Annotated in this window: 17 protein-coding genes; 8 read left to right on the forward strand and 9 right to left on the reverse strand. The window is 54.0% G+C overall.

What is annotated here, in order from left to right:
* Positions 1-67 precede the first annotated feature (67 nt).
* Entirely contained in the window at positions 68-1,228 is a 1,161-nt protein-coding gene (locus LZ463_RS03150) for a BMP family ABC transporter substrate-binding protein (protein ID WP_241453752.1), read from the forward strand.
* A gap of 155 nt (positions 1,229-1,383) precedes the next feature.
* Entirely contained in the window at positions 1,384-1,875 is a 492-nt protein-coding gene (locus LZ463_RS03155; RefSeq protein WP_241453753.1) for a GNAT family N-acetyltransferase, read from the forward strand.
* 12 nt (positions 1,876-1,887) lie between these two features.
* Here the strand turns inward: LZ463_RS03155 and LZ463_RS03160 are convergent, their stop codons facing one another.
* A complete protein-coding gene (locus LZ463_RS03160) occupies positions 1,888-2,814 on the reverse strand; it encodes a LysR family transcriptional regulator (protein ID WP_241453756.1) in 927 nt (308 codons plus the stop codon).
* Positions 2,811-3,596, reverse strand: a complete 786-nt coding sequence (locus LZ463_RS03165; RefSeq protein ID WP_241453758.1) for a class II glutamine amidotransferase — start codon at positions 3,594-3,596, stop codon at positions 2,811-2,813. Before LZ463_RS03165 ends, LZ463_RS03160 begins: the two co-directional genes overlap by 4 nt.
* A gap of 256 nt (positions 3,597-3,852) precedes the next feature.
* Here LZ463_RS03165 and LZ463_RS03170 point away from each other — a divergent pair, with 256 nt between their 5' ends.
* Positions 3,853-4,176, forward strand: coding sequence for a hypothetical protein (locus LZ463_RS03170; protein ID WP_241453760.1), 324 nt, complete (start codon positions 3,853-3,855; stop codon positions 4,174-4,176).
* Positions 4,177-4,183: 7 nt separating this feature from the next.
* Here the strand turns inward: LZ463_RS03170 and LZ463_RS03175 are convergent, their stop codons facing one another.
* Positions 4,184-4,891, reverse strand: a complete 708-nt coding sequence (locus tag LZ463_RS03175) for an ArsR/SmtB family transcription factor (RefSeq protein ID WP_241453762.1) — start codon at positions 4,889-4,891, stop codon at positions 4,184-4,186.
* A 74-nt stretch (positions 4,892-4,965) separates the two neighbouring features.
* Here LZ463_RS03175 and LZ463_RS03180 point away from each other — a divergent pair, with 74 nt between their 5' ends.
* The 4 genes from LZ463_RS03180 (at position 4,966) to LZ463_RS03195 (ending at position 7,922) form a co-directional block, all read left to right on the forward strand.
* The gene (locus tag LZ463_RS03180; RefSeq protein ID WP_241453765.1) at positions 4,966-6,186 is read left to right on the forward strand and encodes a cytochrome P450; all 1,221 of its coding nucleotides are present in this window, start codon (positions 4,966-4,968) and stop codon (positions 6,184-6,186) included.
* Positions 6,183-6,527: an antibiotic biosynthesis monooxygenase family protein gene (locus LZ463_RS03185; RefSeq protein WP_241453769.1), complete on the forward strand. Its 345-nt coding sequence runs from the start codon at positions 6,183-6,185 to the stop codon at positions 6,525-6,527. Before LZ463_RS03180 ends, LZ463_RS03185 begins: the two co-directional genes overlap by 4 nt.
* 20 nt (positions 6,528-6,547) lie before the next feature.
* A complete protein-coding gene (locus LZ463_RS03190; protein ID WP_241453771.1) occupies positions 6,548-7,261 on the forward strand; it encodes a DUF6058 family natural product biosynthesis protein in 714 nt (237 codons plus the stop codon).
* A 70-nt stretch (positions 7,262-7,331) separates the two neighbouring features.
* Complete coding sequence (locus LZ463_RS03195) at positions 7,332-7,922, forward strand: LysE family translocator (RefSeq protein ID WP_241453773.1); 591 nt, start codon at positions 7,332-7,334, stop codon at positions 7,920-7,922.
* 6 nt (positions 7,923-7,928) lie between these two features.
* Here LZ463_RS03195 and LZ463_RS03200 read toward each other — a convergent pair whose 3' ends face one another.
* From LZ463_RS03200 to rpmH, 6 genes are all read right to left on the reverse strand, one after another.
* A complete protein-coding gene (locus LZ463_RS03200) occupies positions 7,929-8,759 on the reverse strand; it encodes an AraC family transcriptional regulator (protein WP_241453775.1) in 831 nt (276 codons plus the stop codon).
* Positions 8,760-8,773: 14 nt separating this feature from the next.
* On the reverse strand, positions 8,774-10,177 hold the full coding sequence (gene mnmE, locus LZ463_RS03205) for a tRNA uridine-5-carboxymethylaminomethyl(34) synthesis GTPase MnmE (RefSeq protein WP_241453776.1): 1,404 nt from the start codon (positions 10,175-10,177) through the stop codon (positions 8,774-8,776).
* Between the two features lie 308 nt (positions 10,178-10,485).
* Positions 10,486-12,144 carry a membrane protein insertase YidC gene (gene yidC / locus LZ463_RS03210; RefSeq protein ID WP_241453779.1) on the reverse strand — a complete coding sequence of 553 codons (1,659 nt, stop codon included), beginning with the start codon at positions 12,142-12,144 and terminating at the stop codon, positions 10,486-10,488.
* 9 nt (positions 12,145-12,153) lie between these two features.
* Positions 12,154-12,450 (reverse strand): membrane protein insertion efficiency factor YidD, encoded by a 297-nt coding sequence (yidD, locus tag LZ463_RS03215; RefSeq protein ID WP_241453781.1) that lies wholly within the window; start codon positions 12,448-12,450, stop codon positions 12,154-12,156.
* Between the two features lies 1 nt (position 12,451).
* Positions 12,452-12,865 carry a ribonuclease P protein component gene (gene rnpA / locus LZ463_RS03220; protein ID WP_241453783.1) on the reverse strand — a complete coding sequence of 138 codons (414 nt, stop codon included), beginning with the start codon at positions 12,863-12,865 and terminating at the stop codon, positions 12,452-12,454.
* A 39-nt stretch (positions 12,866-12,904) separates the two neighbouring features.
* Positions 12,905-13,039: a 50S ribosomal protein L34 gene (gene rpmH, locus LZ463_RS03225; RefSeq protein WP_061535510.1), complete on the reverse strand. Its 135-nt coding sequence runs from the start codon at positions 13,037-13,039 to the stop codon at positions 12,905-12,907.
* A 619-nt stretch (positions 13,040-13,658) separates the two neighbouring features.
* Here rpmH and dnaA point away from each other — a divergent pair.
* Positions 13,659-15,050 carry a chromosomal replication initiator protein DnaA gene (gene dnaA / locus LZ463_RS03230; RefSeq protein ID WP_241453785.1) on the forward strand — a complete coding sequence of 464 codons (1,392 nt, stop codon included), beginning with the start codon at positions 13,659-13,661 and terminating at the stop codon, positions 15,048-15,050.
* Positions 15,051-15,507 lie beyond the last annotated feature (457 nt).

The raw sequence follows: 15,507 nt of genomic DNA on the forward strand, positions 1-15,507 counted from the left end.
AAGATGTCGTTTTTTGCTGTACCTGTTTTTCAAGAAAATAAACTTAATCACCGGAGGGAAGCCCACCATGAAAATGTCTCGCAGAAAAACCCTTGCAGCCGCCTTGTCCCTGGCTGTCGTCGGCCTGGCTGGCTGCGGCCAGAAAGAAGAAAGCAAATCTGCCAGCGCGGCATCTGCGTCTGCACCGGCCCCGGCCAGCAGCGCAGCAGCACCAGCCGCCGCAGAACCGCTGAAGGTCGGCTTCATCTATGTAGGCCCGGTCGGTGATGCAGGCTGGACATTCGCTCATGACGCCGGCCGCAAGGCAGTCGAAGCCAAATTCGGCGACAAGGTCAAGACCAGCTTTGTTGAAAACGTACCCGAAAGCGCTGCCGATGCAGAACGCGTAATCCGCGACCTGGCCACACAGGGCAACAAGGTCATCTTCGGCACCACCTTTGGCTATATGGAAGCCATGCTCAAGGTCGCCAAGGACTTCCCGGACGTCAAGTTCGAGCATGCAACCGGTTACAAAACTGCCGAGAACCTGGCGCAGTACGATGTGCGCACCTATGAAGGCGCCTACCTGGCCGGTGTGGCCGCAGGCAAGATGAGCAAATCCGGCAAGCTGGGCGTAGTGGCGTCCATCCCTATCCCTGAAGTGCTGCGCAATATCAACTCCTTCACCCTGGGCGCACGCTCAATCAACCCCAAGGCCACGACCAAGGTCGTCTGGGTTAACAAATGGTTTGACCCGGGCAAGGAACGTGAAGCTGCTACCACCCTGATAGGCCAGGGCGTGGATGTGCTGATGCAGAATACCGACTCTGCCGCTGTCGTGCAAACTGCGGAAGAAAAAGGCGTCTACGCCTTTGGCTGGGACAGCGACATGAGCAAATTCGGCGCCAAGGCCCACCTGGCTGCATCCGTCATCGACTGGGGTGTGTACTACACCAAGCGCGTCGATGAAGCACTCAACAAAACATGGAAATCCGACACCACCTGGTGGGGCCTGAAAGAAAACATGATAGACCTGAAAGCCTTCAACGCCAGCCTGTCAGATGAAGTCAAGAAACTCATCGCCGACAAACGCCAGGGCGTCATCGACGGCACCGCCCCCATCTGGAAAGGCCCGATCAAGGACAATACCGGCAAGGAAGTGCTCGGCAAGGATGCCGTGGCTGATGACAAGTTCCTGCATGACATCAAGTTTTATGTGGAGGGTGTAGAGGGGAAAGTACCGGGTTAATTCAAGGAAAACCTCCCTCCGTTACGCAGGCGAGCGGCATGCCGCTCGAATTCCCTGCTACACCGCAGAAGAAAGCAGGAGATTTTGTCTCTTCAGAGAATGCGGCCCATTTGAACCGGGTCGTATTTTCGGGTCAGTAGAGGGTGCACATTTTTATGACATCGCCGTTGTTGATTATCCGCCGCGCCCAACCGCAAGAAGCTCGGGCATTAACGCTGATAGCGCGTCAATCCAAAGCCCATTGGAAATATCCTGCTTCCGCGCTGCAGGCATGGGAAGCGCAATTAACTGTCACCTCAGAGCACATTGAGAAAGAATCGGTCTGGCTTGCAGAACATGAGCACGCAATTCTAGGTTTTTATCATCTCAGCTTTGCCGGGACTCAGTGCGACCTGGCTGATCTATTTGTATTACCAGAGGCAATGGGACAAGGAATAGGCCGTAGTCTGTTGCAACACGCTATGGATAGTGCGCGTTACCTGGGTCAGGAAAAAATGACCATAGATGCTGATCCCTACGCAGAAAAATTCTACCTGTCCATGGGAGCTGTCAGAGTGGGCGAACTTACTGCTCCCATAGAAGGTGACCCGATGCGCGTGCGGCCCCAGCTCGTCCTGTTGCTGGACAATTTGACGAATGCCGAATAGGTTCGCCGGTTCTTACACCATCACCTTGGCCGACGCCTCCGCCACTATCCTTCTCAACCACTGTACTTCTGCCGCCGCATGAGCGCGCTCATGCCAGAGCATGAAGAACTTCATCCTGGGTACGGTGATCGGCATGGGCAGGACTTCTATCGGCCAGTCTTTGGCGCATTGCACGGCAAAACTGCGGCTGGTGGTGAAGATCAGGTCAGTGCGCGAGAGGACATAAGGCACCATGCCAAAATAGGGGATGGTCATCTGCACCTTGCGCTTCAGTCCTTGCTCGGCCAGGGCTGAGTCGATGATACTGCGATGTCCCATCATGTAAGGCGTGGGGGCCAGGTGGGCCATTTCCAGATAGTATTTGACCGACAGGCCCTTGCTGACCACCGGGTGCTTGCGGTTGACCATGCAGACGACTTCATCTTCGAATAATTGCGCCAGGTGCAGATGTGGTGGCAGGTCGGGCCAGTTGCCGATGACGCAATCAAGCTCGCCACTCTCCAGGCCCGCTGCATAGTCAAAACCGGCATTCAGGGCATGTACTGTCAGGCCGGCATTGGGCGCCTGTTCGCGCAGCTTTTCTATGATGAGGGGAATCAGCAAGGCGCTCAGGTAATCGGGTGCGCCCAGCTGGAAAACTCTCTGGGTCGAAGCTGGCATGAAGGCCGGCGCCGGGCTGGCGATGCTCTCAAGGACATTCAGTCCCTGACGGGCCAGCAGCAAGAGTTCTTCACCACGCTCGGTTGCCGTCATGCCGTTCTTGCCGCGTACCAGGATGGCGTCCCCGGTAATCTCGCGCAGGCGCTTGAGCATATTGCTGATGGCAGGTTGCGATTGCCCCAGTTTCATCGCGGTGCGGGTGACGCTGCGCTCGGTCAGCAGGGTGTGCAAGACGCGCAATAAATTGGTGTCAAGCTGATCGACCAGGCGCTGGTTCATACCTGCTCCTGCGTCAGATCCAGCACATCGCCATCGGCAAACACCAGCATTTCACCGGCGGCATATTGCGTCCATGTTTCGTTGGCCGTCAGAGGTGCGGTGACAATCACTGCAACCTTGTCATCGGGTGTGGTCACCTGGGAAAAATCAACAGCGACATCTTCATCGGTCAGCGCAGCGGTCGCAAACGGGTGCTTGCGCACGATGTAGTAAAGATTGGTCGAACAATGGGTGAACAAGACTTCGCCATGCGACAGCATCATGTTGAAGGTGCCATAGGCGGCGATCTCGGTCGTGATCTCGCGCATGAAGGCGGCCTGCTCGGTCAGCGAGGGCAAATTGTCACCAAAACGCTTGCGCATCTGCTGCAAAATATAACAGAAGGCCCGTTCGCTATCTGTATTGCCTACCGGCTGGAAGCTGCCATCGAGTACAGGGAAAAACTCTTTCAAGTCACCATTATGGGCAAACACCCAGTAGCGTCCCCAGCATTCACGTATGAAGGGATGACAGTTTTCCAGGCTAACCTGGCCCTGTGTCGCCTTGCGTATGTGCGCAATGACATATTTGGATTTGATGGGATAGCGTTTGATCAGCTCAGCCACCGGCGATTCGACCGCGGACTGGTGGTCCACAAAGGTACGCACCCCTCGTCCTTCAAAAAAAGCAATGCCCCAGCCGTCCTTGTGCTCGTCCGTCAAACCGCCGCGTGTTGCAAACCCGGTAAAACTGAACACGATGTCAGTCGGGGTATTGCAGTTCATTCCTAGTAATTGACACATGATGCAAATAGTGAAAACAGTTTGCCCATACCTTACCATAGGCAAACCCGCTCATTCTTTCCATGTGCACAAGATTTTGAAATTTCTTATGCAATTAGCCACTGAAGCAGGTCATTCCCTTGTCTGGCGTGGGCTTGAGCCCTTGCCCCTTATCAATGTCTTACAATTTGCCACTGGATATTGGGCAATCTGGAGCCGATAATCAAACCATAGTCAAGCCGTAGCCCTAACCCGGACATGTAAAGGACAGATCATCATGCAAAACTTCAGTACAGATATCTTATTGATGGCCGTACCAGAGTTGAAAGAAGTCGCCCCCAAGCACTATGCGACACTGGTGCAACAAGCCGAGCAGGCCACCTTCAAGACCAGCAAACCCTACTGGCGCGAGGTCCTGATTGTCTTGACCGCATTCATGAGTATTTACATTTTCGGCAAGATCGTTGCGCCAGACTCTCTGTGGATAAGTGGTGTGTTCACTGTCATCAGCCTGTTTGCATCGGCACTGCTGGTTGACTTGCTGTATTTCCGCAGGTTGAAAAAAGCCATCATCGCACGCCTGGCCCTGGTACAGGCCTGATCGCAATTCAGGTTTTCAGGGCAAACACTTTTTGAAATTCGCGCCTGCCCCTGGCCGTCAGCGCCAGGGCGCGGCTGTCCAGATCACGTTCCAGCCAGGCGCGGCTTAAAAACAGTTTGAGCAAGGCTGCCCCCAGTGCGCCTCCCAGGTGTGGTGTGCGTTCACTCCAGTCCAGGCAAGAGCAGGCAAAGCGCCGCCTGGCCTTGCGCGTAGCGGCTACATCCAGACCCATGTCCTGCAAGGCTGACTCACCTTTTTCTGTCAGTTCATAGTCGCTGGCATCCGTGCCAACCGGTGCGATCCAGGCTTGCTGCAATAAATAATCATGCATGCCGACTGCCACTTCCCCCGCCATATGGTCATAGCAGGTACGCGCCTTGCGCAGGCGATCCGGGGTATTCGGCACAAACTGCGGACGTGGCAAACCTGCCACCAGCAGCAGGGCTTCAAGCGCATTGGCCACTTCGCCACTGGCCAGCTGGTAATACCTGTGCTTGCCCTGCGCCATCACAATGACCAGATGCTGTTCCAGCAATTTGCTTAAGTGCACACTGGCGGTTGAGGGGCTGACCTCAGCCACGACAGCCAGTTCGGTACTGGTGCGTGCCCGACCATCCATCAGGCAGCACAGCATGCGGGCCCGCGCCGGTTCGGCGATGGCGCCTGCCAGCCTGGCCAGTCCGGTATCGGCGTAGTTGATATGATCTGCATCCATACTTTGATGGTAGACGAATTGTTCAATGCGGGCAAGTCCTATACTGGCCGCATTCTCTCGTTGCCAAGGACATCATGCAAACCGAAATTACCCTTAATGTACTGACCGCAGCCAGTCATGCCAATCCCTACCCTTACTATGCCAAGCTGCGTCAAGGCCCTGCCCTGACCTATGATGCTGAGCACAAATGCTGGCTGGCCAGTCGTGCTGATGTCGTGCAAAAAGTGCTGGAATCTTCTGCCTGTGCGGTCAGGCCTGCGACAGAACCTGTACCTGCAAATATCGCAGGCGGCAGCGCTGGTGAAGTCTTCTCTTACCTGATGCGCATGAATGAAGGTCTGGCTCACATCCAGCCAAAACAGCTCATGCAAACTTCATTACGATCACTGGATATGTCCGCCGTCGCTGAACTGGCTAGCAGGCATGCAGCACAACATGCTACAGGTCTGGCATTGAACCAGGGACAGGTGCTAACCCAATACCTGTTCGACCTGCCTGTTCATGTCATGGGTAGCATCCTTGGCCTGAGGCCAGAAGCATTGCCAGAACTGGCAAACTGGATGGCTGATTTCGTGCGTTGTCTGTCACCGCTGAGTACACCTGCGCAAATCGATGCCGCGCATCGTGCTGCACAATCCCTGCAAACCAGCTTCAGGCAACTACTGAAAGACAGCACATCACCGGCAGACAGTTTTCTGGCACACCTGCAAAAAGAAGCGCAACAAACCCACTGGACCAACACTGACGCACTGCTGGCAAACATCATTGGCCTGTTATCGCAAACCTATGAGGCAACAGCGGGCCTCACCGGCAACAGCATCGCTGCCCTGCATCAGCATTCGGAACTACTGCAAGGTTTGCAAGGAGAGAAAACAGATTTGCAAACGCACATAAAAAACCTGGTCGCAGAAGTAGCACGCTTCGATGCACCGGTGCAAAACACGCGCCGCTTCGTGACCCAGGCTTGCGAGATCAGCGGACTAAGCCTGCAGGCAGGCGATACGATCGTCGTTCTGCTGGCCGCCGCCAATCGCGACCCGGCTGCTAATCCAGACCCTGATCTTTTGCAACTGCAGCGTACAGACAGAAAAGTTTTCACCTTCGGCCATGGGCGCCACGCCTGCCCTGGCCAGGCTATTGCCGAACAGATCGCTGCCAAGGTCATCATGTATTTGCTCGACTCACCCGATTTCAATTGGCAACACCTGACATGGACTTACCGCCCTTCCCTCAATGGCCGCCTGCCACAATTTACACAATCCAGTCAGACCACCAACAAGGAGCAGTCATCATGATCGCCGTCATTTTTGAAGTCATACCACACGCAGAAAACAAGCAGGAATACCTGGGCATCGCCGCACAGTTGGCCCCTCTGCTCAAAGAGATGGATGGTTTCATTTCGATAGAACGCTTCCAGAGCCTGACCGATCCATCGAAGATTCTGTCCCTGTCTTTCTGGCGTGATGAAGCAGCCGTTGCGAACTGGCGCAATACTGAAGAACATCGCGCTGCCCAGTCACAGGGGCGCAAACACATCTTCGCAGACTATCGTTTGCGCATCGCTCACGTGGTACGTGACTACGGTTTGTCCGAGCGTGAGCAGGCTCCGGTTGATAGCCGTAAAATACACGTCTAATTTTTCAAGGAAAATCCAGCATGTCAGAACTTGATCTCTATCTCAAAAAACACTATCTGAACAAGGCGCAATTTGCCGCTGCCTGTCAGAGCAGTGAAGCAGAAATTGACACGCTAATGCAGGCGCAGATGCTGCCTGCACCTTCTTACGTCGTGACAGAAAATGCCAAAATATGCTCGGCTGTATTTGGTGAAATGGAGGCGACAGATACCAGCTCCGGTGATTATTTTCACCCGGCCAATACTGTCTGGTTTGACAGAGCAAAACAGATGATTGCAGCCCATGGCATAGACGCAGCCCCTGCGGCACTCAAACAGGAGTTCATTGTCAACTTCAGTGCCGCGTTATCTGCACTGAACATCTCTTTGTGGAATATCGCCGACAGTTTTGAGCCCGATGGCACGATCAAAACCACGGGTCTGACGGAGCGCGTGGAGTTTTCATGGAAACACTTTTTGCTCGGCACGTTTGGCCTGTGCGTTGCCAATCCGGTGTCGGAAGCGGCCATCGCCAACAAGGAAATCCTGCAGGAAAAACTCAGCGCCCTCAGTGAAAATGGCGCCAAAGCCAGTTTCAGTCAGGCAGAAGCGGCGGAACTCCTACCCCTGGTTGATGCCTTTGCCGCCGCTGCAATGTGGTTCTCACCGGCAGAATATCACCTGTGCAGCCGCAAACGCCTGGTCGATGATTTCCGCCCCAGGTTACAAGCCATCATGACATCTGCTGCAGGGTAGTTTTCTTCAATACACAAATGCCCGTGCAGGGTTTAATGCCGCATTGATCCATCAACTCTGCACAGGCATTATGAATAATCTCTATCTGTCGATGGCAGCCTTCGCACTGGCTGCCTCTGTTTCTCCCGGTCCGGTCAATATCATGGCTTTGCGTTCAGGCACGCAGTTTGGCTTTCGCGCCAGCCTGGCGCATGTCACAGGTGCGACCATAGGCTTTACGGTTTTGCTGCTGTTGACTGGCCTGGGCCTGCATGAATTACTGGCCGTTCTGCCTGGGTTCACGCGCATCATACAATGGGCTGGTGTGGCATTCTTGCTGTTTCTCGCCTACAAGCTGGCGATCGACAATGGTGTCATTGATGCAGCAGAAGGCAGCAAAGGGCCGTCTGCATGGTATGGAGCGATGATGCAATGGCTTAATCCCAAGGCCTGGCTGGCCTCCATCGCGGGCATGGGTGCTTACGCAGCCAATGGCGACACCACCATGATCTGGCATTTCACCGTGATCTATTTTGTGATTTGTTATCTGTCTATCGCCGCATGGGCCTATGCAGGCACCGCCTTGCGCCAGTTGTTCAAGAAACCGGCGCTGATGCGCGGCTTTAATCGCAGCCTGGCATTGCTGCTGTTTGCCAGTGCCATATATCTGCTGCTGGTTTGAAAAAACTCAGGCCTGGTATTGCCCCGGCGTTGCCGACAGCAGGCGCTTGAATACGCGCTGCAAATGCGCCTGGTCGGCAAAGCCAGCTTCGACTGCCGCATCGGCAATGCTGACACCACGCTTCAATTGCTCTTGTGCATACTGCACGCGGCGGTTGACCAGGTAAGCATGCGGCGTCATGCCATACTGCTTTTTAAAGGCACGGAACAGATAAGAGGCTGACAAACCCGCATGGGCAGCGATGTCGTCAAGATTGAGTTCTTGCGTACAATGCGCATGGATAAAATCAGCAGCCAGTTGCAACTTGTTATTTTCTGTCCGTAACTCCACAGGTGCAGGCTGCAAATGCCTGTGCATTTCAGAAAAATAATCGATCACGGCCCCTTGCCTGGCCATCAAATCCTGGTCAGGATCAACCAGCGTTTCGTAAAGCGCAAGCATGCCTTCAAACAAGGCTGGTTCCTCAGAGACCACCGTTGCATAGGCATGGAAACCGGTCTCACCCTGCTGTCCCAGTTCTTGTTGAAGCGCGCCTAACCATGCAGCATCCACATACAGCATGCAATAAGACCAGGGCAACTCATCAACCGGATTACAGGCATGCACCCGCCCGGGATTGATGATGACAACGCTGCCCGCCTGCACACGATGTTCCGCACTGTCGATGACAAAGCTGCTTTCACCGGTGATGATTGCACCTATGCTGAAAGTCTGGTGAGCATGCCTGTCATAACAGGCGCTGCGGCCGTCGGCCAGATAACGCGCCTCAATGAATGGCAACCTGTCGTCACGCCAGAAGCGCGGGACAAAATCTGCCAGTTTCTTGAGTTGCGCCATGTGATCAGTAAAACTTATTTGCCGATACAGAAGCGCGAGAAGATCACACCGAGCAAATCATCCGATGTGAATTCGCCGGTGATGCTGTTCAAGCGGTCCTGCGTCAGGCGCAGTTCTTCGGCAAACAGGTCCAGCGACTGATCATTTTGCGCGGCGTATTCTGCGGCATTCTGCAAATGCTCATGTGCATGCTTGAGGGCGATCAGGTGACGCTCGCGGGCCAGATAGAGTGACTCGCCCGTCTGCTCCCAGCCGGCGATGCGCAGCAACTCCTTGCGCAATAAATCGATGCCGATGTGTTCATGCGCCGACAGATAAATGTGCGTGGCATCCGACATTTCGTCGACGCTGGCATGGTGGCCAGACAGGTCTATCTTGTTCCAGATGCGTATCACCGGCACGCCTTCGGGGAAGCGCGCAACAATGGCTTCATCGGCACGGGTAGGGCCACGGCTGGCGTCCAACAGATGCAGTATAACATCAGCCTTGTCGACTTCTGCCCAGGTGCGCTCTATGCCTATGCGTTCCACCGTATCAATGGTATTGCTCTGGCCGTCTTCGACTTCATCATGCTCGTGACGTATGCCGGCCGTGTCGATGATGTTGAGCGGTATGCCTTCTATGTGTATGGTCTCTGTCACCTTGTCGCGGGTGGTACCGGCAATCGGCGTGACGATGGCGACATCGTCGCCCGCCAGCACATTCAACAACGATGATTTGCCGACATTCGGCTGGCCTGCCAGCACCACATTCAGGCCGGCGCGCAGCAAGGCGCCTTGCGCCGCCTGCTCGAACACTTTTTGCAGGGCTGTCTGTATCGCCTGCAACTGACCACGTGCATTCGATTTTTCCAGGAAGTCGATTTCCTCTTCGGGGAAATCCAGCGTCGCCTCGACCAGCATGCGCAAATGCACGACTTTTTCCACCAGTGCATGGATGACCTTGGAAAAAGCGCCCGACAGTGATTGCGACGCCGACTTGGCCGCTGCCTCGGTCGATGCCTCGATCAGGTCAGAGACGGCTTCTGCCTGTGCCAGATCAAGCTTGTCGTTCAGAAAGGCGCGTTGGGTAAACTCACCGGGCTCGGCCAGGCGCAGTCCGGCATCCTTGCCCGCTTCCAGACAACGGCTCAACAGCATCTGCATGACCACAGGGCCGCCATGGCCTTGCAACTCCAGCACGTCTTCACCGGTATAGGAATGCGGCCCCTTGAAGTAAATGGCGATGCCCTGGTCAATGACCGTGCCATCTGCCTGGGTGAATGGCAGGTAACTGGCATGGCGAGGCTTGAACTGGATATCGCCAAACAGGGAGCTGATAATGGGGGCAAGATTCTTGCCAGAAATGCGCACTACGCCTATGCCACCACGCCCGGGGGCGGTGGCGATGGCTGCAATCGGGATGGGATCGTAAATCATGGGTAAATTCTATCTGTGCTTGCACACTATGGGTGCAAATTAGTCTGTTAGTTTGTGACCGAAATGCGACAGGGAGCATGCCAGGATTATCTGCTCTTGTAAGTTGGGCTACGGGGTATCAGCCCAACACTCAACTTCGAAATAACCTAAACGTTTTTAAAACGTCCAGTGTTGGGCTGGTAAACCGTAGCCCAACCTACATATTGGGACGCAAATACAGCAAGGTTTTGCCCAACAAAATACCCCATAAAAAAAGCCCGCAAGCAAACTTGCGGGCTTTCTCATTTGCTCAATTTTCAAGCTCTACTTCAAGCCTTATGCTCAGGCGGAATCAATTTGTTATTGATCACCCACTGCTGTGCAATCGACAAGATGTTGTTAACTACCCAGTACAGCACCAGACCAGACGGGAAGAAGAAGAACATGACCGAGAACGCCAGCGGCATGAACATCATCATCTTCGCCTGCATAGGGTCAGCCGGAGCCGGGTTCAGCTTGGTAGTGATGTACATGGAAATCGCATACACCACAGGCAGGATATACCATGGATCAGGCGAAGTCAGGTCGGTGATCCAGCCCACCCATGGCGCGCCGCGCATTTCCACGCTGGCTTGCAAAACCCAGTACAGCGCCAAAAAGACCGGCATCTGGATCAGGATAGGGAAGCAGCCGCCGAGGGGGTTGATCTTCTCGGTCTTGTACAACTCCATCATGGCCTGGTTCATTTTTTGCGGATCGTTTTTGTAACGTTCACGCACAGCCTGCATTTTTGGCGTCACGACTTTCATTTTTGCCATGCTGCGATAACCGGCGGCAGACAACGGGAACAAGGCCAGTTTGATGGCGATGGTGAAGACCACGATAGTCCAGCCCCAGTTGCCCAGCATCTTGTGTATCAGTTCCATGACCCAGAACAGCGGCTTGGCGATGATGGTCAACACACCGTAGTCCTTGACCAGTTCAAAGCCTGGCGCAATTGCTTCCAGTTTGGCCGATTCTTGCGGGCCGGAATACAGGCGTGCATTCATGCTCACGGTTGCGCCTGGGGCGACGCTGCCCATAGGCAGGACATTGCCTACTGCATACAGATTGGTATCGACCTTCTTAGTGAAAATTTCACGCTTGGCCTTGTCTTGCGGGATGAAGGAAGACACAAAGAAGTGTTGCAGCATGGCTACCCAGCCATTGTCAGACTCTTTGGCATGGCTGTCCGTGCCTTTGGCGATTTTTTCAAAATCCAGTTTCTGGAATTTGTCTGCTTCTGTATAGACAGCCGGCGCATAGAATTCGCCGCTGCCAGAGAACATGCCGCCACTTTCGGGCTTGGTGCCATCATGCAGGAGTTGCAGGTACAGGGAAGGGGTAATCGCCGCAGTACCGGTATTGGTCACGTCATGGCGTACATCAATCAGGTATTCACCTTTCTTGAAGGTGAAAGTCTTGGTCAGCTTGACGCCACTCTGCTCTGATTCCAGCACCAGTTGCACCTGGTTGCCATCACCCAGGTCGCGCGCGCCTGGCTTGGCGACGAAGCCGGATTTGTGATTGGGGAAAGGGCCACCGAGCAAACCGGTCTGCGCCAGGTAAGTGCGTTTTGCAGAATGGTCAAACAGGACGATGTTTTTTGTGTGGTCGTTGCTGTCTTTATGCTTGAGCAGTTCCAGACGCTTGAGTTCGCCACCGATGGTATCAATATCGGCCTTGATCACGTCGGTAGTGATCGTGATGGTTTCACTCTTGATCACCGGCGCGGCCGCTACATCGGCACCGGGGGCAGCCGCTACAGTGCTTGCAGCGGCGCTGGCCGCGGCAGATGCTGAAGCGGATGCAGACGCACTGGCGCTGGCAACTTTTGGTGGTGGCGCGGCAAAAATAGATGGCTTGCCGTTATATTGTCCCCAACCATTCCAAAGCATGATCAGCGACATTGAGAAAATTACCCACAGGACGGTACGTTTGATATCCATTTGCGTGTATCAGGAAAGGGGTGAAGAATGACCAGTATGCTTGCCATCATGGCAGCACCGGGCAGATGTGGGGGCGATTTGCGATTTTTCACTAGCGGGCGGCACATGATCGACGCCGCCTGGGTGCCAGGGATGACATTTGCACAAGCGTTTGCCTGCCAGCAAGCTCCCCCTGGCAGCACCATGTATCTTGATGGCCTCGGCCGCATAGTTAGAACAACTGGGATAAAAACGACAGTTCTGCCCCAGCATCGGACTGATTGCCAGTTGATAAAACCTGAGCAGCAGGAGCAGCAGTTTTTTCATCTCAGTTTGCCTTTGCTGAACTTGCCGGTCCGGCAAACAGGCGTACGATTTCTGCCCTCAGCTCGCGCTTGAGCTGGGCAGTCCTGGCCGGCCCGTCCTTGCTGTTGACAGGACGGGACAAACGCACAATGCAATCGACATTCAGCAAGGCTGACTGCCGGAAAATCTCGCGGGTGACACGCTTGATGGTATTGCGCGTCACGGCACGGGGCGCAAAGCGCTTGGCCGCCACCACACCCAGGCGGGCATGCGGCAAATCATTGGTCCTGGCATACAGCACAAAGTGCGCAGTCTTTTGCACGGGGCGCAAACGAAAAACGGATGAAAACTCATCCGTTTTAACGATGCGCCTGACGCGTGCAAAATCTGCACCGCCTGCGCCTGCCTGAACTGATTCAGTTATAGGATTGATCATGCGAATTCAGCAAAGCTGCCGCAGACCAAAAACTGATCATTAAGCTGCCAGGCGTTTACGGCCTTTGGCGCGGCGTGCGTTCAGAACAGCGCGGCCACCACGGGTTGCCATGCGTGCGCGGAAACCGTGAGTGCGCTTGCGGCGAACGACGGAAGGTTGGTAAGTACGTTTCATGTTGGTCTCGCTATTTGAGCAATAAAAAAAATCGGAATTACGGATAAAGGCTGTCTTGGGTGCGACTCCGGCTTGCACATTTTCGTCAGGCCTTTCGCCTTTACTGCCCCAAAACCGCTGCTCATGGTGTGAAGCCAGGACCTATCATTAACTGATAATCAGAGCCGCACCAATAAAAGAGGGTAGGGAACCCTGAATTAGACACCATTTTTGCTTTGACTGTCAATCACTTAGCGCAAATTTTAATCAATGCACGCACATTTATTGGTGCAATGCAAAGAATAAATTTAAGGTCAAACCTGTGGATAACTCGGTCAAGCGGGGTTAAAATAGCGGATTAGCGCGGCACCGTTTTATGTCTTTAAGACAACTCACCCAGCGATAGAGGCGCAATCCTCAGGGTAATTAAACAGGGCTTACGTAAAATGTCCCAGCAAGACGTAGCGACGAAGACAGTACTTTAGTACCGAATCTTGCTAAATCTTGCCAAATGCAGGAGCTGCAACGCAGCTGGGGCGGTTTTGCGTAAGTCCTGTAGTAAGTCCTTTATATCCTATATATCGCACCGGTAGAATTTAATTCGGCACCGCGCATTTGCATTTAATAAATAAAGTCATACATGGAAAATTTCTGGCAGGCCTGTTCGTCCCAACTTGAGCAAGAGCTTCCACCGCAACAATATAGCGCCTGGATCAAACCGCTGGTACCGCTCGATTTTGAAGACGGCAAGCTGCGCATTGCTGCGCCTAACCGCTTCAAGCTCGACTGGGTCAAGGCCCAGTTTGCCGGCCGCATCACGGACCTGGCCAAACAGTTCTGGGATGACGAGGTTGAAGTGCAGTTCGTGCTAGACCCGCGCAGTAATAAAAAGCCTGCGCCGGCAGCGGCCGCACCACGCCCGCAAGGCGCTAACGCCGACCTCGATGCCCAGGGCAGCATGCCAGAAATGATGTCTGAACCGGCCGCACCAGAAGTATCGCCACGCCGGGAACAAAGCCGCATCAATTCCGACCTGACCTTTGACAGCTTCGTCACCGGTAAGGCCAACCAGCTGGCACGCGCTGCGGCCATACAGGTCGCCAACAACCCTGGCGTATCGTACAACCCGCTGTTCCTGTATGGCGGCGTTGGCCTCGGCAAGACGCACTTGATCCACGCCATCGGCAACCAGATACTGGTTGATAACCCGAATGCCAAGATACGTTACATCCACGCTGAACAATATGTGCGCGACGTAGTGACCGCTTACCAGCGCAAAGGTTTTGATGAGTTCAAGCGCTATTACCATTCGCTGGACCTGCTGCTGATCGATGATATTCAATTCTTTGGCGGCAAGAGCCGCACACAGGAAGAGTTCTTCTATGCCTTTGAAGCCCTGATCGCCGCCAAAAAGCAGATCATCATCACCAGTGATACTTACCCCAAAGAAATCACCGGCATGGATGACCGCCTGATCTCACGCTTTGACTCTGGCCTGACCGTTGCGATTGAACCGCCAGAACTCGAAATGCGCGTCGCCATTTTGCTGAAAAAAGCGCACTCAGAAGGCGTCAGTATCTCTGATGATGTCGCCTTCTTCGTCGCCAAGCATTTGCGCTCCAACGTCCGTGAGCTCGAAGGCGCGCTGCGCAAGATCCTCGCTTATTCCCGCTTCCACGGCAAAGAAATCACCATTGATGTGGTGAAAGAAGCGCTGAAGGACTTGCTATCGGTGCAGAACCGCCAGATATCGGTAGAAAACATACAGAAGACCGTTGCCGACTTTTTCAACATCAAGGTCGCCGACATGTACTCGAAAAAACGTCCGGCCAATATCGCCAGACCACGCCAGATTGCGATGTACCTGGCCAAGGAACTCACGCAAAAGAGCCTGCCAGAGATCGGCGAACTCTTCGGCGGCCGCGATCACACCACGGTCTTGCATGCAGTACGTAAGATCGCCGCGGACCGCACCAAAAACCCTGAATGCAACCATGAGCTGCACGTATTAGAGCAAACGCTCAAGGGGTGATGGCAGGGATGTTGTAGGATGTGCAATTGGATTTGTAATTAGCAGTTTCGTAGGGTGCGCCATGCGCACCAAGGCAGTAAAGCCAGCAAAAACGGTGCGCACGGCGCACCCTACGGTTGGCAAGAGTTTTGCTCTGGAATCAGCGGTACGCGTAAGCAACAAACGCCGCGGGATTCCAGCCTGCGCTGGAATGACGGTTTTGAGGGTACGGACCGTATTGAGGTATCAGATGTTTAAAGCAACAAGAAAAGTATTAACGTCATCCCAGCGCAGGCTGGGATCCATCTGCGCAAGAGCCGTTTGCGCAGAACGATAAAGAAATTTGGCAATATGCAGTGACTCCCTCCCCTTCAAGGGGAAGGTAGGGAATGAAAAATTTGTGAGGTGCGCAATATGCACCAAAGTAACAAGCATGACAGCAGTAAATATGTGAAGCAGTTTATAAAAAAACAGTAAG

The sequence above is a fragment of the Undibacterium paludis genome (assembly GCF_022568815.1).
GTDB lineage: Bacteria > Pseudomonadota > Gammaproteobacteria > Burkholderiales > Burkholderiaceae_D > Undibacterium.